This window comes from Acinetobacter sp. BSP-28, from assembly GCF_044130285.1.
In the GTDB taxonomy this organism is placed as follows: Bacteria; Pseudomonadota; Gammaproteobacteria; order Pseudomonadales; family Moraxellaceae; genus Acinetobacter.
Map to the genome: position 1 here is coordinate 88099 of NZ_JBIQOB010000004.1, position 17919 is coordinate 106017.

15 protein-coding genes are annotated in these 17919 nt (G+C 43.8%); 4 read left to right on the forward strand and 11 right to left on the reverse strand.

Annotation, left to right across the window (positions count from 1 at the left end; all coding sequences use genetic code 11):
* Nucleotides 1–2: 2 nt before the first annotated feature.
* The 4 genes from ACE01R_RS04015 to ACE01R_RS04030 all read right to left on the reverse strand — a co-directional run bounded on the left by ACE01R_RS04015 (nt 3) and on the right by ACE01R_RS04030 (nt 3453).
* Entirely contained in the window at nt 3–686 is a 684-nt protein-coding gene (locus ACE01R_RS04015) for an ABC transporter permease subunit (protein WP_395546652.1), read from the reverse strand.
* A complete protein-coding gene (locus ACE01R_RS04020; RefSeq protein ID WP_395546654.1) occupies nt 686–1429 on the reverse strand; it encodes an amino acid ABC transporter permease in 744 nt (247 codons plus the stop codon). Before ACE01R_RS04020 ends, ACE01R_RS04015 begins: the two co-directional genes overlap by 1 nt.
* Before the next feature lie 69 nt (nt 1430–1498).
* Nucleotides 1499–2440 carry a transporter substrate-binding domain-containing protein gene (locus ACE01R_RS04025; RefSeq protein WP_395546656.1) on the reverse strand — a complete coding sequence of 314 codons (942 nt, stop codon included), beginning with the start codon at nt 2438–2440 and terminating at the stop codon, nt 1499–1501.
* 335 nt (nt 2441–2775) lie between these two features.
* Nucleotides 2776–3453, reverse strand: coding sequence for a DUF421 domain-containing protein (locus ACE01R_RS04030; protein WP_395546659.1), 678 nt, complete (start codon nt 3451–3453; stop codon nt 2776–2778).
* Nucleotides 3454–3711: 258 nt separating this feature from the next.
* On the opposite strand from ACE01R_RS04030, the gene ACE01R_RS04035 reads away from it, so the two are divergent.
* Nucleotides 3712–4740, forward strand: coding sequence for a molecular chaperone DnaJ (locus ACE01R_RS04035; RefSeq protein WP_395546661.1), 1029 nt, complete (start codon nt 3712–3714; stop codon nt 4738–4740).
* Between the two features lie 179 nt (nt 4741–4919).
* On the forward strand, nt 4920–5300 hold the full coding sequence (locus ACE01R_RS04040; protein ID WP_395546663.1) for an endonuclease domain-containing protein: 381 nt from the start codon (nt 4920–4922) through the stop codon (nt 5298–5300).
* Between the two features lie 86 nt (nt 5301–5386).
* Here the strand turns inward: ACE01R_RS04040 and ACE01R_RS04045 are convergent, their stop codons facing one another.
* The gene (locus tag ACE01R_RS04045) at nt 5387–6184 is read right to left on the reverse strand and encodes a hypothetical protein (protein ID WP_395546665.1); all 798 of its coding nucleotides are present in this window, start codon (nt 6182–6184) and stop codon (nt 5387–5389) included.
* An 87-nt stretch (nt 6185–6271) separates the two neighbouring features.
* Nucleotides 6272–9166, reverse strand: a complete 2895-nt coding sequence (locus ACE01R_RS04050; RefSeq protein ID WP_395546677.1) for a valine--tRNA ligase — start codon at nt 9164–9166, stop codon at nt 6272–6274.
* Between the two features lie 195 nt (nt 9167–9361).
* Here ACE01R_RS04050 and ACE01R_RS04055 point away from each other — a divergent pair, with 195 nt between their 5' ends.
* Both ACE01R_RS04055 and ACE01R_RS04060 read left to right on the forward strand, forming a co-directional pair.
* Nucleotides 9362–10048 carry a hypothetical protein gene (locus ACE01R_RS04055; protein WP_395546680.1) on the forward strand — a complete coding sequence of 229 codons (687 nt, stop codon included), beginning with the start codon at nt 9362–9364 and terminating at the stop codon, nt 10046–10048.
* Nucleotides 10049–10068: 20 nt separating this feature from the next.
* Nucleotides 10069–10875 (forward strand): SDR family oxidoreductase, encoded by an 807-nt coding sequence (locus ACE01R_RS04060; protein ID WP_395546681.1) that lies wholly within the window; start codon nt 10069–10071, stop codon nt 10873–10875.
* 208 nt (nt 10876–11083) lie between these two features.
* Here the strand turns inward: ACE01R_RS04060 and ACE01R_RS04065 are convergent, their stop codons facing one another.
* The 5 genes from ACE01R_RS04065 to ACE01R_RS04085 all read right to left on the reverse strand — a co-directional run bounded on the left by ACE01R_RS04065 (nt 11084) and on the right by ACE01R_RS04085 (nt 17904).
* Nucleotides 11084–11518 (reverse strand): YbjQ family protein, encoded by a 435-nt coding sequence (locus ACE01R_RS04065; RefSeq protein ID WP_395546683.1) that lies wholly within the window; start codon nt 11516–11518, stop codon nt 11084–11086.
* Nucleotides 11519–11521: 3 nt separating this feature from the next.
* Nucleotides 11522–11878, reverse strand: coding sequence for a YbjQ family protein (locus ACE01R_RS04070; protein WP_395546685.1), 357 nt, complete (start codon nt 11876–11878; stop codon nt 11522–11524).
* Nucleotides 11879–11983: 105 nt separating this feature from the next.
* Entirely contained in the window at nt 11984–13441 is a 1458-nt protein-coding gene (gene adeK, locus ACE01R_RS04075) for a multidrug efflux RND transporter AdeIJK outer membrane channel subunit AdeK (RefSeq protein ID WP_395547945.1), read from the reverse strand.
* Nucleotides 13441–16623: an efflux RND transporter permease subunit gene (locus ACE01R_RS04080; protein ID WP_395546687.1), complete on the reverse strand. Its 3183-nt coding sequence runs from the start codon at nt 16621–16623 to the stop codon at nt 13441–13443. Before ACE01R_RS04080 ends, adeK begins: the two co-directional genes overlap by 1 nt.
* A 12-nt stretch (nt 16624–16635) precedes the next feature.
* Nucleotides 16636–17904: an AdeA/AdeI family multidrug efflux RND transporter periplasmic adaptor subunit gene (locus ACE01R_RS04085; protein WP_395546708.1), complete on the reverse strand. Its 1269-nt coding sequence runs from the start codon at nt 17902–17904 to the stop codon at nt 16636–16638.
* Nucleotides 17905–17919 lie beyond the last annotated feature (15 nt).

A 17919-nucleotide genomic window follows, 5' to 3' on the forward strand; every position in this document is an offset into this window, starting at 1 on the left:
AGTCATACAGTTAACTTCCTTTGTAATTTTTTAACGGCATAGGTCGCGATCATACTCACAGTGAAGTACACCAAACCTGCAAATAAAATATATTGGGTCAATAGCGACATCAGGTCGCCGCGGACGTAGTTGGTCCGGAAGAAGTCCAGCAAACCAATGGCATAGACCATGGTTGAATCCTGAAACAGGATAATGGTCTGTTGTAATAGCAACGGTGTCATTTTACGAAATGCCTGCGGCAAAATAATCAGACGCATGGACTGACTATAGCTCATACCCAGAGCGTAGGCTGCAGCGGTCTGACCTTTGGGAATAGACTGGATGCCGGCCCGGACAATTTCCGAAAAGTAAGCTGCTTCAAACAGCATAAACGCCACAATACTGGACACCAGTGCCGTATCAATAGTCAGGTAATTGCCCGTAACTGCGGTATAGATAAACGGCACCGCAAAATAGAACCACATCAGTACCAGCAGCAATGGAATTGAACGAAACAGATTGACATAAGCTTGCGCAAATAAATTCAGGACTTTAAATGACGATAAACGCATTAAAGCAAGCAGGGTACCAATCAAAATTCCGCCAATGGTGGCACTGAACACCACTTTTAAAGTAATGCTCAGACCATGCCACAAGGCAGGAGCTGAGAGCTGTAAATCATTTAAAAATGCAGTGAGCCATTCCATTATTTATCTCCTGCAATCAGACCGGGAACACGTAAACGTTTTTCCAGCATATTCATTGCCTGAATTAAACAGAAGTTAATCACAATAAAGATGATGGTCACGTAGGTGTAAATTTCGATGGTGTTTTGGGTATATTCACTGATGGTTTTCATCTGGGAAATAATTTCTGCCACACCGACCAGTGATGCGATCGAGGTGTTTTTGACACAGTTGGTCAGCTCGGAGCTGAGTGGCGGTAAAATCATCCGGAATGATTGCGGCAAAATCACGTAACGATATAACTGGCTGGTGCTAAAGCCCATGGCATAACCGGCATTGACCTGACCGACAGGCAAGGCTTCAATTCCGGTACGCACCTGTTCGCAAACCCGCGCTGCGGTAAATAGCCCCAAACCGACACTGGCTGAAATAAGTGCCGTGGTATTGGCACCTAAGTCATTCATCCACCATAATTTGATAGGCGCGGGTAAAAAGTTGGGAACTACATAGAACCAGATAAACAATTGAATCAGCAAGGGGACATTACGAAATAGGGTGACATAAGCCGTGCCTATGCTGCGTGCGGTTTTGCTAGGTAAGGTGCGCATGATGCCCAAAATACTGCCCAGAACCATCGCAATGCTCCAGGCTACTATGGCAATCACCAGTAGCCAGCCCAGACCGGTCACAATCCAGTTCAGATAGGTCGTGTCGCCCACCCCGGTGGACTGTAATAAAACTCCCCAGTTCCAACTATAATTCATAGTAACTCCTGAGTCGCATCAGGTAAAAAATCCTTGTTTACCTGATGGATAAAGTTGTTGTTCTAATGCTTATTGGTCACGATCATGCGGATTGCTGATTAAAGCCTTCAACTGATCAGACATCTGGAAGTTCAGGTTAATATTTTTTGGTGGAATCGGTTGCTGGAACCATTTTTCATACATCTTGTTGATTTCACCAGAACTATAGGTGGTTTTAATAGCATCATCCACGACCTGTTTAAAGCCGGTATCGCCTTTACGCAGCATACAGCCGTAAATTTCATGGATGGGTGCAGTTCCGACAATTTCCCATTTATTCGGGTCAGCCGCCTTGGATTTTTCACCGGCAAGCAAGATGTCATCCATCATAAATGCCGCCGCACGGCCATTTTGCAGCATCAGGAAAGATTCTGCATGGTCTTTGGCCGAAATGATTTCGCCAATACCTAATTCTTGCTGATGCTGACGGATATAACGTTCCGATGTCGTTCCCGCTGTGGTGACCAGTTTTTTACCTTTCAGGTCGGCAAAATCTTTAACGCCAGAATCTTTAGCTGTGAGCAGACGAGAACCGACTTCGAAGAAACCAACCGAGAAATCGACCTGTTGCTGACGTTCCTTGTTGTTAGTGGTAGAACCACATTCCAGATCTACCGTACCGTTTGATACCAGTGGAATACGGTTTTGGCTGGTTACCAGGTTATAGCGAATTTTTAAATCCGGCATATTCAGCTTTTGCTTCACCGCATCTACAACTTTTAACTGTAAATCGTGTGCATAACCGACCGGCTGATTTGGATTATCGGCAATATAGGAGAAGGGAATAGAAGAGTCGCGATAGCCTAAAACAATGGTGCCAGACTTTTTAATTTTATCCAGCGTACCTGAGGCAGAGGCATCACCGCCGGCAGGCTTTTCAGAGGATGGAGCTTTATTGTCACTACAAGCACTCAGACCGAGCAAGAGTGCGCTTGCACAAAGTAGGGAGGTGATATTGCGTTTATGTGTCATGTATAAAACTCCTTTTTATTTCATTATCATCAAGTGCCAAGTTGCCAGTAGAAAGCCACTTATTTTTTTATGCAAAAGATGTTTTCTTTTATGTATATAAATACATCAGATTTCATCTTAAGCGAGTTTTGAACGATTGCTCAAGCAAATTTTTTTACGGTTTTGTTACCAATAAATGATTATCAAACAATCAGTTTTTGAAACAAGACTGCATCAGATGGAATGCTAACTGCTGCAGGAACTATGCCATTTAAAATATGATTATTACTGCGTCGACTCAGCTTGTAGCCGATAAACTTGAATTAAAGCCAAAAACCAGTTGAGGTACTGCCAGCTTATCTGAGCATCGGTTCTTTGATAGCCTTAGCCCAGCGGCAACAGCCACAGCGTGGGCAGGACTGCTCGGGCTGGTCAGGTTGATCGACATGGCCACAGTACATGCAGGCATAATAAATGTTTGGTTCTATCTTATTAACCTTCTGATATTGCTTGGGAAAAAGTGGTAATCCATAACGGATATCTTCAGGGTGAAAAAGCAGGATACTAAATTTACCATCGCTTTCGAGCAGCCCGGCACGCACTTGACCCAGATGTTCAATGCCTTGCTGGCGCATTTCGGCAAAGAATTCATCGTGTGACATTTTTCCGCGCTTGATTTTCTCCAGCACCAGTACACCATCTTCTACAATGTACAGCGACTTGCCTTCCAGTAAATCTTCAAAGGGTTGGTATTTCATCATCAGCCAGGTGGTCAGGCGGTACATCATAATGATCACGCTCATGATTAGCAGTGCCTGAATTAAGGGCAGGTCTTCGGTAAACATCGGGTCGCCGGCAATCGAGCCGAGGGATAAAATAATGGCCAGTTCAAACACCGAAAGCTGCCGGACGCCGCGTTTCCCGGTCAGACGTAAAAATAGAATAATCATGATAAACATACACACACAGCGCACCACAATTTCAGCGGCAAATTCCCAGTTAGTGTCGTGGATGAAAATACTGGCCCAATCCATGTATGCAGTTCCTTATCTCTGTTTATTAATCATTTTTTTATAATATGCCTGACTTAATCCAAACCTGCCTTTATAGTTCGGTAAAGAACTGAAATTATTTTAGTCACGTAGTTAATTCAAAAATTGACCTGATCTGAAGCCGTGTAGTGCTAAGGCGTGCCTGACAAGTGTTTTGCAGGGCTTCGATTTTACCGAAATGAGCCAAAAAATACTTTCGCATAAATCAGGTATAATTTTTCTTTTGCATTTTTCTGCCTTATGTCTTTCGATTTAAAAACCACTGTTCAGCCTGATATTGAGCTTTCACCTCAGCAGAGAAAGCTGAACCGTCTGATTGAAAAAATTGAACAGCAGCAGCTTGAACTGAAGCAGTGGCAACAGGCGCAGGAACAGATTCAGCAATATACCCGTCAGACTTTAATGCCTGTCTATCATGAGTTGCATGCAGTGCTATTTGAGCAACTAGAACAGTTATGGACGCATTTGCATGAGGCAGAATTTTCCAAGGCAGAGCTGACGCAACTTGATGTCAAAATCCAGAATCTTGCAGCTTATTTAAAAGACTCTCAATCTTTATCAGGGCAGCACACCCAGATTGTTGATGAAATTTATAATTACTATCAACAGTATATTGAACATAGGCAGGCCAGAAAGAATAAAAAGCCAAGAGCAGAGGATATAGAGCTGTTTTTTGCCGATGAGCATGCTTCGGATCAGGCAACATCTGAGGATTTTGAAGAATGGGACACTGAGCAGTATCAACAGGTACGTGAGCAAGCCAAGCTAAAACGCCAGCAGGAAAAACTGGAACAGGCTGCAAAACTGGCAGAGCAGTCCTTAAAAACCGTGTATTTAAAAATTGCTGCGACCATTCACCCAGACCGTGAGCCGGATGAAGCCAAGAAAGTAGAAAAGACTGAAATACTGCAACGAGCCAATGAGGCCTATGCAGCGCAGGATTTATTTTATTTATTGAAACTGCAAATTCAGATTGAGCAGAATCGTGGCGCTTCGCAAAAGGGTTTAAGTGCCGAGCAGATGAAGTTTTATCAACTAGCTTTAAATATGCAGAGTCAAAAGTTAGATGATCAAATAGAAGAAATGATCCAATCATTAAGCTGGAATAAAAAAGCCCATACTGGCAAGGTTAAAATTGCAGATTTATATAAGCAGGTAGATGTCGATACTTCAGCACTAAAAAAGCAGGTGAAAGGGGAAAAGGAACGGCTGAAGTATATGAAGAAGCTGAAAGGGTTGGAAATGCTGATGGAGAATGGGATTTTATAGTTTTCGCTTTCCCTCACCCCCTTGCGAAGCCGTGCTTCTCATCCTAAAGGGAGAGGGAGCTGCACGTGATTTTATAATTTCATTGAATCAAAAATGAAAGTTCCCTCTCCTTATAGGAGAGGGCTAGGGAGAGGTTATAAATTCTGCTAATCTAAAGAAAATAATAAAAATAAAATCCCATGAATAACAAGCTAGACCCTCAACTTTTACTATTTGCAAAATCCATGCGCCACACAGCCACCGATGCAGAACACCTCATGTGGCAAGTTTTACGTGCCAAGCGGTTTATGAATCTTAAATTTCGTCGTCAGCATGTGATCAAACCTTATATTGTTGATTTTTACTGTCATGAAATTGGTTTGGTGATTGAGCTAGATGGCGGTCAGCATGGTACTGATGATGGAAGGGAATATGACGCTGAGCGAACCAAGTTTTTAGAAGCATTGGATTTAATAGTGGTTCGGTATTGGAATTATGATGTGTTGGGAAGGACGGATGTGGTGTTAGAGGATTTGTGGAATGTTTGTTGTGAATTAAAAAGTAAAAGCACCTCTCCCTAACCCTCTCCTAAAAGGAGAGGGAACTCCATTGCGAAATTCATACGGGCATCAAATCAAATGTTGCTCCTTCTCCCTGTGGGAGAGGGTTATTTAATAGGTGATGTATAACTTCTTAAGATATAACCTTCTAAAATTTCGTCATTAATCTCTGTTCGTACTTTTAACCAAGATTTATGTAGATTAGGCTCATAAATAATTTCTAAAAATTTGTATTGTTCAAGATTTTCTATTATCCCACTTTTCATTTTAGGATTGAGATACAAGGGTGTACTCTCGGTAGTTATACGTGAATTTTTGAAATTGGTTTTATTTATACCGTTCTTAGAGTTTTTGGAAGCTTCGTAGCTATACTGTAAATATAGAAATATTGTACTGCTCAGAATATTTTGAGCTAGGTTCACAAGTAGTTGATCTAATGGAACTTGTGCATTAACGACTAATATGCATATAGAAAATAATATAGTGTTAATAAAAAGAGATTGTTCATTTAATTCATTATTATCATTTTGAACAAAACCTATTAGCTCATCATTTATAGAAATTCGTTCTTCTATTATCTCAAAGTAATGATTCGATACTTTTGTAGTTTTTAAAACTGTTTCCATTTCATGCATGGCTTTCATGTAGGAAGAATTTTCAACAGCACGCATAGCTTTTATGTATGAAGAGTCTTCAATAGCATGCATGGCTTTCATGTATGAAGAGTCTTCAATAGCACGCATGGCTTTCATGTATGAGGAGTCTTCAATAGCATGAATGACTTTCATGTATGAGGAGTCTTCAATAGCGCGCATGGATTTCATGTATGTAGAATCTTCAACAGCGCGTATAGCTTTCATGTACGATGAGTTATTTATAATGTTTTCGAAATCATATTTAGACATAATTTTATTCTTTATTTACTTGTTTAAAATTATAAAACAAAAAACCCCTCATTAAGAGGGGATTTTTTGAATCAAACTAACAACACCTTACAGCGCCGCAATCTGCTCCATATTCGCTTTAATCTTCGCTAACTGGTCAGCAAATTCAGCAAGTTTTACTTTCTCGCCTTCAACCACAGCAGCAGGTGCTTTTGCCACAAAACCTTCATTGCCAAGTTTAGTGGCAATTTGGTCATGCTGTTTTTGAACCTTGTCGAAGTCTTTTTGTAGACGACCCAATTCCGCTTTAGGGTCAATCAAGCCCTTCATTGGAACGAATACAGACACGTGACCGACTACAGAAGATGAAGACAATGGTGGTTGTTCGCCATCAGCCAAGAAGGTGATGCTTTCAACTTTCGCCAATGCCTTGAACAGCGCTTCAATACGAGTGATCTGAGCTTTTTCAGCTTCAGTGGTGTTTTGAAGAAGAACTGGCAACAAACGTGCATTACCTAGACCCATCTCACCACGGATGTTACGCACAGCACCAATCAAACCTTGTAGCCATTGCATATCTGCTTCAGCCTGGTCATTCATTAACGATTCATCCGCAGTTGGGTACTGCGCAAGCATAATCGTTTCGCCTGAAATGCCAAGTTTAGGCGCAAGCGTTTGCCAGATTTCTTCAGTCAGGTACGGCATTAACGGATGTGCAAGACGTAATGATGCTTCCATCACTGCAAGCAATACACGGCGAACTTCAGCTTTACGCTCTTCAGATACATTTTCATCATTCAGAACAGGCTTGGTCAGTTCTACATACCAGTCACAGTATTCATTCCAGATGAATTCGTAGATTGCTTGCGCAGCCAAGTCTAAACGATACGTCGCAAATGCAGTTTGTACCGCAGCAGTCGCTTTTTGTAGACGGCTGACAATCCACTGTTCAGGCAATTCCCAAAGATCAGGACGTGCAGTTTGACCTACCGTTTGACCTTCAACATTCATCATCACGAAACGCGTACCGTTCCAGATTTTGTTGGCAAAGTTACGGTAACCTTCAACACGTTTCATGTCGAACTTGATGTCACGACCGGTGTTGGCAAGTGCACAGAATGTGAAACGAACCGCATCTGTACCGTAAGCCTGAATACCTTCTGGGAATTCTTTACGGGTTGATTTTTCAATCTTCGAAGCCTGTTTCGGGTTCATGAGTCCTGTAGTACGTTTTTGTACTAGGGTTTCAAGATCTACACCATCAATCAAATCTAATGGGTCAAGTACGTTACCCTTAGATTTAGACATCTTCTGACCTTCGCCATCACGTACCAGACCGTGTACATACACAGTTTTGAACGGTACTTGTGGTGTGCCATCTTCATTTTTCATGAAGTGCATGGTCATCATGATCATACGCGCTACCCAGAAGAAGATGATGTCAAAACCTGTCACCAATACATCAGTCGGGTGGAACGTATTTAAGAAATAGTTTTTAGCATCTTTCTTCGCATCGCCAGTCCAACCTAAAGTTGAGAATGTCCAAAGACCTGAAGAGAACCATGTATCCAAAACGTCTTCGTCTTGGTTTAACTCAACATCGGCAGGGATGTTGTTTTTTGCACGAACTTCAGCTTCGTCACGACCCACATAGACATTGCCTTCTACATCGTACCAAGCTGGAATACGGTGACCCCACCACAATTGACGCGAGATACACCAGTCTTGAATGTTGTTCATCCACGCCATGTACATGTTGCTGTACTGTTCAGGTACGAACTTGATACGACCGTCCTGAACCGCTTCAATCGCAGGTTTCGCCAGTGGTGCAATTTTCACATACCATTGGTCTGTGAGTAGAGGCTCAACGATTACGCCTGAACGGTCACCGCGAGGTGGTTTCAGTGTGTACGGTTGAATCTGGTCTAACCAGCCTTCAGCTTCCGCTTGTTCAACTAACTTTTTACGAGCTTCAAAACGCTCTAAACCAACATAGTCCGCAGGTGCAGGGATGGTTTTAGAAATTTGCTCGCCGGCTTTTGCGATGTATTCAAACTCGGCCAATACTTCAGCATTTTTGTTGAAGATGTTGATGATTGGCAATTCGCAGCGTTTACCCACTTCATAGTCATTGAAGTCATGTGCAGGGGTGATTTTTACACAGCCTGTACCGAATTCTTTGTCGACATATTCGTCTTTAACGATTGGAACCGCACGACCGGTAATAGGCAGGATGATGTTTTTGCCCACTAGATCTGCATAACGTTCATCATCCAGTGCCACCGCAACTGCTGTATCGCCTAATAACGTTTCAGGACGAGTCGTTGCCACCACGATGTAATCTTTACCATCGTGAGTACGCAGGGATTTATCTTCAAAGAAATATTTGAAGTGCCACAATGAACCTGCTTCTTCTTTATCAGACTCAACTTCCAGGTCAGACAGGGCAGTTTGTAATTTTGGATCCCAGTTCACCAGGCGTTTACCACGGTAGATCAAACCTTCTTCATGCAGTTTTACAAACACTTCTTTAACCGCGTTTGAAAGACCTTCATCCATGGTGAAGCGTTCACGAGACCAGTCAACCGAAGAACCTAAACGACGGATTTGACGGGTAATGTTACCGCCAGACTGTTCCTTCCACTCCCAGACTTTTTCGATGAACTTTTCACGACCTAAGTCATGACGGCTGATGCCTTGTGCACCCAACTGACGCTCTACAACCATTTGCGTTGCAATACCTGCGTGGTCAGTACCCGGTTGCCATAAGGTATTTTTACCTGACATACGGTTAAAACGGGTTAAGGCATCCATGATGGCATTGTTAAAACCATGACCCATGTGCAAGCTACCAGTGACGTTTGGTGGCGGAATCATAATACAGAATGATTCGCCTTTTTCAGACGGCTTGAAGTAACCACGCTCTTCCCAAGTTTGGTACCATTTTTTCTCGATCTCGGTCGGATCGTAGGTTGTAGCAATATTTTGCGCTGAATCAGTCATAGTTCGAACGGATCAAAAGTGAATAAAAAATTGCATCTATTGTAGCAAAAAAAAATACAGATGAGGCAGCTAAAGAAAATGCAAAAAATAAGCATTTGGCACATACACAATTCGGTTCTATGATGAGAGTATAATAAAAACGGCACAGATGATCGCAGAACAATTCTAATAAGGTCTAACAGGGAGATAATTATTATGAGTTATTTAATTTCTTTAAAATTAAAAGCAGAAACCCACCAACGATTCCAGCAGATTCACCAGCAACTGAATGAAGGCAAAACTGAAAGTTTGGCGAAACCGCTGGGTGAGGTGCTGGCAGATATCTCCTGTGAAATTGTGGATCAGGTTTTTGGTGAAATTTCGCGTTTATCCACCTCGAGTGACCGAGAGTCAGACAAAGTGGTACAGCAGATTTTAGATACGGTACGTAAATATATGCCATGGTCGGTGTCATTTTTTGGCAATGACCGTTTAATTCCAATGGTTAATTATTTAATTGAAATGGCACATGAAAAAAATGACCAACACTATATTTCTTATCGTGTAGATCATGTGCTGGTCGTAGAACTGCTAGGTTGTGTAGAACAGGTAAAGAGTGGAAATAGCCAATACGTTTCACCTGCCTTGAAAGCTTTTACCGAAATGGTCGATCAAGGCGTGACGTATTTGGTACGTGAGCCTAAAAAAATGTTGAAATTCAATTTGGTGGTTGATAAAACCTTAAATGGCGTGATTAGCTTAACCACGCAAATGGGCTATAAACGTCTGGAAAAACTGGGTGCTTATTACGATGCACAAGAAACTCATCGTTACCTTGATCATTTTCTGATGTTTTTGAATCAAGAGCCTAAAACTGACAGATCAAACAATTTTGAAACCTAATTTAAAACAGGAAACATAACATGGCGCAGCAGGACAGTTTAAACAACCAAGTGGTATGGATTACCGGTGCATCTTCAGGTTTAGGCAAGGCTCTTGCTCAGGAGTGTGCTTTGCAGGGTGCACAGGTCGTACTGACTGCACGCCGTATAGATGAACTGGAAAATGTCCGTTTAAGCTTGAGCAATCCTGATCAGCATCTTTGTGTCAGTGCCGATATTACCGATGAAAATCAGGTTCGTCATGCTTATGAGCAAGTGCTAAGTCAGAAAGGGCGTATTGACTGGCTAATCAATAATGCAGGTTTAAGCCAGCGTGCCCTGATTGCCGATACCACCATGCAAACTGAACGTGCAATCATGGAAGTGGATTACTTCTCGCAAGTGTTTCTGACCAAAACAGTTTTACCGACTTTCCTTAAACAGAAGTCCGGTCGTATTGCCTTTGTGTCCAGTGTGGCAGGACTTTTGGGCACCCAGTACCGTGCCTCGTATTCAGCAGCAAAAGCTGCGATTCATATGTGGGCTAACAGCTTGCGCGCTGAAGTGGCGCAGGATGGCGTCGATGTCTCGGTGATTTTTCCGGGCTTTGTCAAAACCAATGTGTCTTTCAATGCCTTAAATGGCGCGGGCAAACCACAAGGGCATCAGGATGAAGCCATTGAAAATGGTTTAGAGCCAGAAGTATTTGCCAAAACAGTGGTGAGTGCTTTGCTGAATGGTGAAGAATACATTGTGGTGGGTGGCACCAAAGAAAAACTGGGAGTATGGATGTCACGCTTATCGCCAAGTACCCTGTATAAAATGATCCGCAAGGCTAATGTGAAATAATTAAAGCTCCCTCGTTTCTAAAGGAAGAAGCTTTAAAGTCCCCCTTTGTAAAAGGGGGATTTAGGGGGATTTTAAATAGTAAAATGTTAGTCACGATATAATCCCTCCCTTGCGCACTCGAAATATATTTCGAGGATACTCACCTTTAAAAAACGGAGGAGCTCTGCTATTTGAAAGTTAATGAAATATAGAGATGGTTGTGCAGGATTTATGATTGAATCGCCGTCCCATAAGCAAACACTTCAACCATCCCACCTTGCATGCCCAGTTCAGTGGTACTAAGGCGTAAGCCCATAATATGGGTTGCACCAATTTTTTCTGCTTCCAGTTTTAAGCGAACAACTGCTTCACGGCGAGCACGTTCGACGATACTTTCATAACTGGTTAAACGGCCACCAAAAAAATTCTGGATATTGGCAATCACATATTTAAAGTAATCATGGGAAATGACTACATTGCTGCTCACCAGTTGCCCTGGGTGTGTAGACGTCTTAAAACGGCTGTTATCCAATGTGATATAGGCCAAACGCCGTTCATTTTCGGCCAGTGAATCTAGGTGCTTACGTTCGTTATATCTGCCAAAACCAAAGCCTATTGCAAATAAAAGGGCAAAAACAGCAATCTGGAAAATCAAGCCATCCATAACTTAGGCCTGTGTTTGAAATGGATCAGGAAGTTTAGGAATGTTTGGTTCTACAATCACTGCTGTGCCATAAACAAAAAGTTCCGAAGCACCTTGGGCAATATTCGAAGTAGAAAAACGGATACCCACCACGGCATTGGCACCCATGGATTGAGCTTTTGCAATCATACGGTTCATGGCTTCCTGGCGCGATTCTTCCAGCAGTTCAGTGTAGGCAGTGAGTTCACCACCGACAATGTTTTTTAAGCCTGCAAGCAGGTCACGTCCCACATGTTTACTACGCACGGTGCTGCCATAGACCACATCCAGTTGACGAATAATGGTATGACCCGGAACAGATTCTAAATTACTCAGCAGCATGTTTTGATATTCAAATGAAATAGGGTTTAGTGAAGATAGGAAATCATGTTTAAAAAAGCAATAAAAAAGCCTGCATGGTGCAGGCTTTTTTATCATATTTGAACATTACTGAGCGCTGTTTGCCGCTTTACGTTCAGCTGAAGAAGGTGCTTGTTGAACGGCATCACCGGTGTTGGCTTTCAGCCCGCCACCGAGTGTTTTATACAATTCAACCTGGTTATTCATGTTGGCTTGTTCAAGCAACAATAAACCTTGTTCAGCTGCATATGATGCACGTTGCGCATCCAGTACCGTCAAGTAACTGTCAATACCGGCACGGAAGCGGGCATTCGACAATCGGTAAGTGGTATTGGTTGCATCCACCAGACGGCGCTGCGCTGCCAGACGGTCACCAATATTTTGACGTACTGCCAAAGCATCATTCACTTCGCGGAAAGCGGACTGAATTGATTTTTCATAGTCAGATAAGGCAATTTGCTGATCTGTTTCTGAAATCTTGATGTTGGCTTTACGCGTACCCCAATCGAAGATTGGAAGGTCGATACTCGGACCCACTGACCAGACAAATCCACCTGATTTAAACAGGTCACTTAAGCTGGTTGAAGCATAGCCTGCATTGCCGGTCAAACTGATGGTCGGGAACATGCGTGCTTTAGCTGCACCAATATTGGCACCCGCCGCAGACAGTTTATATTCCGCAGCACGAATGTCGGGACGATTATTTAACAAGTCACTTGGTAAACCGGCACCAATGGCATTGCTCTGACTGATACGTGTGACACGCTGAGTCGGCAGCAAATTGGCAGGAACCGCTTGACCGACAAGCAGGTTAAGCAGGTTCTGTGCTTGGGCAATCTGGGTCTTGTAATTGGCAACATCGTTACGAGCCGTTTCTACAGAAATCTGTGCCTGACGAACAGGAACTTCACTGTCGATACCGACATCGAAACGTTTTTTGTTGAGATTATAAGACTCAAGCTGAGCTTTTAATGTCTGGTCGGCAAGTTTTAAATTTGCATTGGCAAACGAGTAGTTCAACCAGGCTTGAGCAACCTGACCAATCAACGCAATTTGAGTCGCATCACGCGCACTTGAAGTCGCTAAATACGTATCTAAAGCATTGTCTTTTAAGCTGCGCACACGACCCCAGAAGTCCAGCTCATAGGCAGTCACACCCAGACCAACATTGTAGCTGGTCATGGCGCCGGTGTTGAGCGTGTCTTGACGAAGCACACTGCCACTGGCACCAATGGTTGGCAGCTGGTTGTTCTGGGTAATCTGATACTGTTGCTGCGCACGTTGAATATTCAAGGTTGAAGTACGCAAATCGCGGTTATTGGCCAATGCCAGATCAAGCACTTGAAGCAAGCGTTGATCGGCAAAAAAGTCTTTATAACCTTGTTCAGCAATTGAAGGTCCAGAACTCGCGGTTAAATAACCCTGTTCTGGAATATTTGCTTGAGCTACGGGCTCTGGGCCACGCATGCTTTGACATGCAGTCAAAGCAAGCGCAAGTGCAGATACCGCAATGCTACGACCTGAAATAGACCATACCTTTTGCATCACGATGCTTGCTCCTGATTATTTGGTTTTTTAGGTTTGTATTTAAAGATACTTCGAATCCATACGTAGAACACAGGAATAAAGAAGATACCCAATAAAGTCGAACTGATGACACCACCCAGTACACCGTAACCTACCGAGTGCTGGCTACCTGCACCTGCACCTGTAGCAAGGGCAAGCGGAAGTACACCAAAACCGAAGGCAAGGGTGGTCATGATGATTGGACGTAAACGCATTTTTGCTGCATGCAGCGTTGCTTCAAGTAAAGGCTCGCCTTTATCTTCCTGCAGTTCCTTGGCGAATTCGACAATCAAGATGGCATTTTTCGCAGCCAAACCAATAACTGCAATAATCGCAACCTGGAAGTAGATGTTATTCGACAAGTTAGGATCTTTCAGCACCACCATGCCCAAGAACGTTAAGCCAACTGCACCCAAGATACCTAAAGGAATCACCAAAAGTACCGAGAATGGAATAGACCAGCTTTCATACAAGGCAGCAAGACACAAGAACACGATTAACATAGAAAGTGCATAAAGACTCGCAGTTTGCGAACCTGCTTCACGTTCTTCTAGAGATAAACCTGTCCATTCATAGTCAAAACCACTCATCCCCATTTGCGGAAGTTTGGCAATGATTTCTTCCATTGCAAGCATCGCATCACCAGAGCTGACGCCCGGTGCAGGAGTACCTTGAATGTTGACTGATGAAATACCGTTATAACGTTCAAGACGTGGCGAACCATAAGTCCATTCACCTGTTGCAAAAGCAGAGAACGGAACCATTTGTCCCAGGTTGTTACGTACGTACCACTTGTTTAAGTCTTCCGGCATCATACGCGCATCAGGTACACCTTGAACATAGACTTTTTTCACGCGACCGCGGTCAATAAAGTCATTAATGTATGAACCACCCCACGTAATACTCATGGTGCTGTTGATTTCAGAAATGCTGACGCCCATAGCGCTGGCTTTTTCATTATCGACATAAATTTTGTATTGTGGCGTATCTTCCTGACCGTTCGGACGCACACCGGCAAGGCGTTTGTCTTGTGCAGCCATGCCCAGGATCATGTTACGTGCAGTGATCAGTTTTTCATGACCATTACCCGCAGCATCTTTCAACTGCAAGTTAAAGCCGGCAGAAACACCCAGCTCCGGCATTGCAGGAAGCTGCAACGGCATCACATAAGAGGCATCTTTAGCAATCACGTTCAAGGCCATACCACGCTGGATAATGGCCCCAATTTGAGATTCAGGTGTTGTACGGTCACTCCAGTCTTTCAGTTTAATGAAAGCCAAACCAGCATTCTGGCCTACACCCGTGAACGAGAAGCCTGCAACACTGAATACAGAATCGACATTGGCTTTTTCACCTTCCATAAAGAAGCCAGTCATTTGATCAATAACTTTCTCTGTACGGTCAAGTGTCGCATTCGGTGGAAGCTGAACCAGGGTCATGACCACACCTTGGTCTTCGTCCGGTAAGAATGAACTCGGCAGGTTCTTGAACATGAATAACAGACCTGCAATCACCACAGCATAAATGACACCTGCAATGATTTTGTGAATCAGCAGTTTGCCTACCCAATTTTGGTAGCCATGTGACATGCGGTCAAAACTGTGGTTAAACCAGCGGAAGAAGCGGGCAAAAATACCGTTGCTTTCCGGTTTATCTTTCTCATGCTGTTTGAGCAAAGTTGCACACAGTGCAGGCGTAAAGGTCAGTGCCACAATTAATGACAGAATCATCGCCGTCACGAGCGTAATCGAGAACTGACGGTAAATTACACCGGTCGTTCCGCTAAAGAAAGCCATGGGTACAAATACCGCGGTTAATACCGTGGTAATACCGATTAATGCCCCTGAAATCTGACTCATCGACTTTTCAGTCGCCGTGACAGGGTCGAGATGATCTTCCTGCATCACCCGTTCAACGTTTTCGACCACAACAATCGCATCATCCACCAGCAAACCAATTGCCAGTACCATAGCAAACATGGTCAGGGTATTAATGGAGAAGCCGAACAGGTTGATAATCGCGAATGTACCCAACACCACCACAGGCACGGCCATGGTTGGAATAATGGTTGCACGCCAGTTCTGCAAGAACAGGAACATGACCAGGAATACCAGAACAATAGCTTCAACTAGAGTGTGAACCACACTTTCAATCGAAAGTTTGATAAATGGAGTGGTATCAAACGCCAACTGGTCTTTTAAACCACTTGGGTAGTTTTTGCGCAGTTGTTGTAAGCGCTCTTCTACCGCAGTTGCTGTATCTAGTGCGTTTGCACCTGTAGCCAATTTAATCGCTACACCGCCAGCAGGTTTGCCGTTGAATTTAGAAGTGAACTGATAAGTGTCAGAGCCTAATTCAACTTTAGCGACATCACCCAAAGTTACTTTTGCGCCAGAACCGACATTTTTCAGTAAAATGTTACGGAACTGTTCTGGTGTCTGTAAAAGACTTTGCGCGTTTACAGTCGCATTCAGCGCTTGACCTTCAACAGCCGGTGCCCCGCCTAATTGCCCCACGGCAACCTGTGCGTTTTGGGTACGAAGAGCAGTAACGACATCACTTGGAGTCAGCTGATAACTGCTGAGTTTCGCAGGATCCAGCCAGATACGCATGGCATATGAACCACCAAACACCTGTACTTCACCCACACCCGCCACACGGCTTAATGGTTCAGAAATATTCGAGTTTACGTAGTCTTTAATGTCGGCATCAGAAAGTGAGCCATCCGGTGAGTAGAATGCGATCACTTGCAGGAAACTGGCACCCGATTTAGTCACTTTTACACCCTGACGTTGTACATCTTCAGGGAGCAGGGCAGTTGCTGACTGTAATTTGTTTTGTACCTGAACTTGAGCGATATCGGGATCAACCCCTTGTTCGAAGTTCAAGGCAATTGAAGCCTGGCCATTACCGGCACTGTTGGACGAAATATAACGTAAGCCATCCAGACCATTCATTTGCTGCTCAATGATCTGCGTCACTGTGTTTTCTACAGTTTCAGCAGACGCACCTGGATAGGTCGCAGCAATGGTCACCGTCGGCGGGGCAATAGTTGGATATTGTGCAATGGGCATTTTGCTGAGGGTTAAAATACCCGCCAGCATAATGACCAATGCAATCACCCATGCAAAGATCGGGCGATGAATAAAAAAGTGAGCCATCTAGTCTACCCCTTATGCATTTGAAGTAGCTTTTTGTTCAGTTTTAGGTTGTGCCTGATCGGCTGGTTTGCCTGCTTTATTTGCTTCTGCAGCAGGTTGGCCTGCACCCTGAGGTGCCGCAGCTTGAGGCTGATAAGGTTTGGCAACCACAGTTGCACCTTCTTTCACCTTGGCAATACCATCAACAATTACTTTTTCACCTGTTTGCAAGCCTTTGGTCACAATCCAGTCTTTACCCTGAACACCAGAAGTTTCTACAGGACGCGTTTCAACCACACCTTTGGCATTAACAATCATGGCAACCGCTTGGCCTGTTGGTGTACGGGTAATCGCTGCTTGAGGAATCAGGATTGCATTAGGAACGACACCTTGCACAATTTGAGCAGTTGCATACATACCTGGAAGCAATAAGTGATTCGGGTTCTGGAACACAGCGCGCAAAGTCACTGTGCCGGTTTCCGGATTCACACTGGCATCGGAGAATGCAAGGCGACCTTCAACTGGATAATAGCTACCATCTTCAAGTTTCAGCTTCACTTTGGTGTTGTTGCTGCTACCCAAGCTGCCTTGGCTCAATTGCTGACGTAAACGCAACAATTCAGCACTCGACTGGTTAATGTCGACATAAATCGGGTCTAGACGCTGTACAGTCACCAGGGGATCTGTCTGATTTGCAGTCACCAAGGCACCGGCAGTAACACTAGAACGGTTGGTTTGACCTGAAATTGGTGAACGGATTGTTGAATAACCCAGATCAACTTCAGCATTTTTCACTTGGGCGCGTGCTGCTGCAACTTGTGCTGTAGCAACATTCACTTGACCGACTAAATCATCATAATCTTGTTTAGAAATAGCATTGCTAGAAACTAATTGTTGATAACGGTTCAGTTTGGTTTTGAGTGAACTTAAATTCGCTTCTTGTTGTAATAATGCTGCTCTGGCATTGTCAAATGTTGCGCGGTTGGTGCGGGAATCCAGCTCATAGAGGGCTTGACCTTCACGCACATAACTGCCTTCAGTGAATAGACGTTTAAGAATGACACCACTGGTTTGTGGACGGACTTCAGAAATTTCAAATGCCGTCATACGACCTGAAAGTTCTACCGATTGCTCTACGCTTTGGGGTTGAGCAACGATGACACCGACTTCAGTTGGCGGCATTTTTTGGGCTGCTGCAGCTTGCTGCGCATCCTTGGGATCTTTGCTACAACCAACAAGTGCAATACTTGTTGCTAATGCGCAAGCGGTAAGGGCGGGCGCCCATAGCTTTGCAGACATCATTATTCCACCTCGATT

What these genes read in the sequence shown, in the direction of transcription:
- ACE01R_RS04085 (WP_395546708.1), bottom strand. Translation starts at nt 17,904, where the DNA reads ATGATGTCTGCAAAGCTATGGGCGCCCGCCCTTACCGCTTGCGCATTA.
- ACE01R_RS04015 (WP_395546652.1), bottom strand. Translation starts at nt 686, where the DNA reads ATGGAATGGCTCACTGCATTTTTAAATGATTTACAGCTCTCAGCTCCT.
- ACE01R_RS04070 (WP_395546685.1), bottom strand. Translation starts at nt 11,878, where the DNA reads ATGCTGCTGAGTAATTTAGAATCTGTTCCGGGTCATACCATTATTCGT.
- ACE01R_RS04020 (WP_395546654.1), bottom strand. Translation starts at nt 1,429, where the DNA reads ATGAATTATAGTTGGAACTGGGGAGTTTTATTACAGTCCACCGGGGTG.
- ACE01R_RS04080 (WP_395546687.1), bottom strand. Translation starts at nt 16,623, where the DNA reads ATGGCTCACTTTTTTATTCATCGCCCGATCTTTGCATGGGTGATTGCA.
- ACE01R_RS04030 (WP_395546659.1), bottom strand. Translation starts at nt 3,453, where the DNA reads ATGGATTGGGCCAGTATTTTCATCCACGACACTAACTGGGAATTTGCC.
- adeK (WP_395547945.1), bottom strand. Translation starts at nt 13,441, where the DNA reads ATGCAAAAGGTATGGTCTATTTCAGGTCGTAGCATTGCGGTATCTGCA.
- ACE01R_RS04060 (WP_395546681.1), top strand. Translation starts at nt 10,069, where the DNA reads ATGGCGCAGCAGGACAGTTTAAACAACCAAGTGGTATGGATTACCGGT.
- ACE01R_RS04035 (WP_395546661.1), top strand. Translation starts at nt 3,712, where the DNA reads ATGTCTTTCGATTTAAAAACCACTGTTCAGCCTGATATTGAGCTTTCA.
- ACE01R_RS04040 (WP_395546663.1), top strand. Translation starts at nt 4,920, where the DNA reads ATGAATAACAAGCTAGACCCTCAACTTTTACTATTTGCAAAATCCATG.
- ACE01R_RS04025 (WP_395546656.1), bottom strand. Translation starts at nt 2,440, where the DNA reads ATGACACATAAACGCAATATCACCTCCCTACTTTGTGCAAGCGCACTC.
- ACE01R_RS04065 (WP_395546683.1), bottom strand. Translation starts at nt 11,518, where the DNA reads ATGGATGGCTTGATTTTCCAGATTGCTGTTTTTGCCCTTTTATTTGCA.
- ACE01R_RS04050 (WP_395546677.1), bottom strand. Translation starts at nt 9,166, where the DNA reads ATGACTGATTCAGCGCAAAATATTGCTACAACCTACGATCCGACCGAG.
- ACE01R_RS04055 (WP_395546680.1), top strand. Translation starts at nt 9,362, where the DNA reads ATGAGTTATTTAATTTCTTTAAAATTAAAAGCAGAAACCCACCAACGA.
- ACE01R_RS04045 (WP_395546665.1), bottom strand. Translation starts at nt 6,184, where the DNA reads ATGTCTAAATATGATTTCGAAAACATTATAAATAACTCATCGTACATG.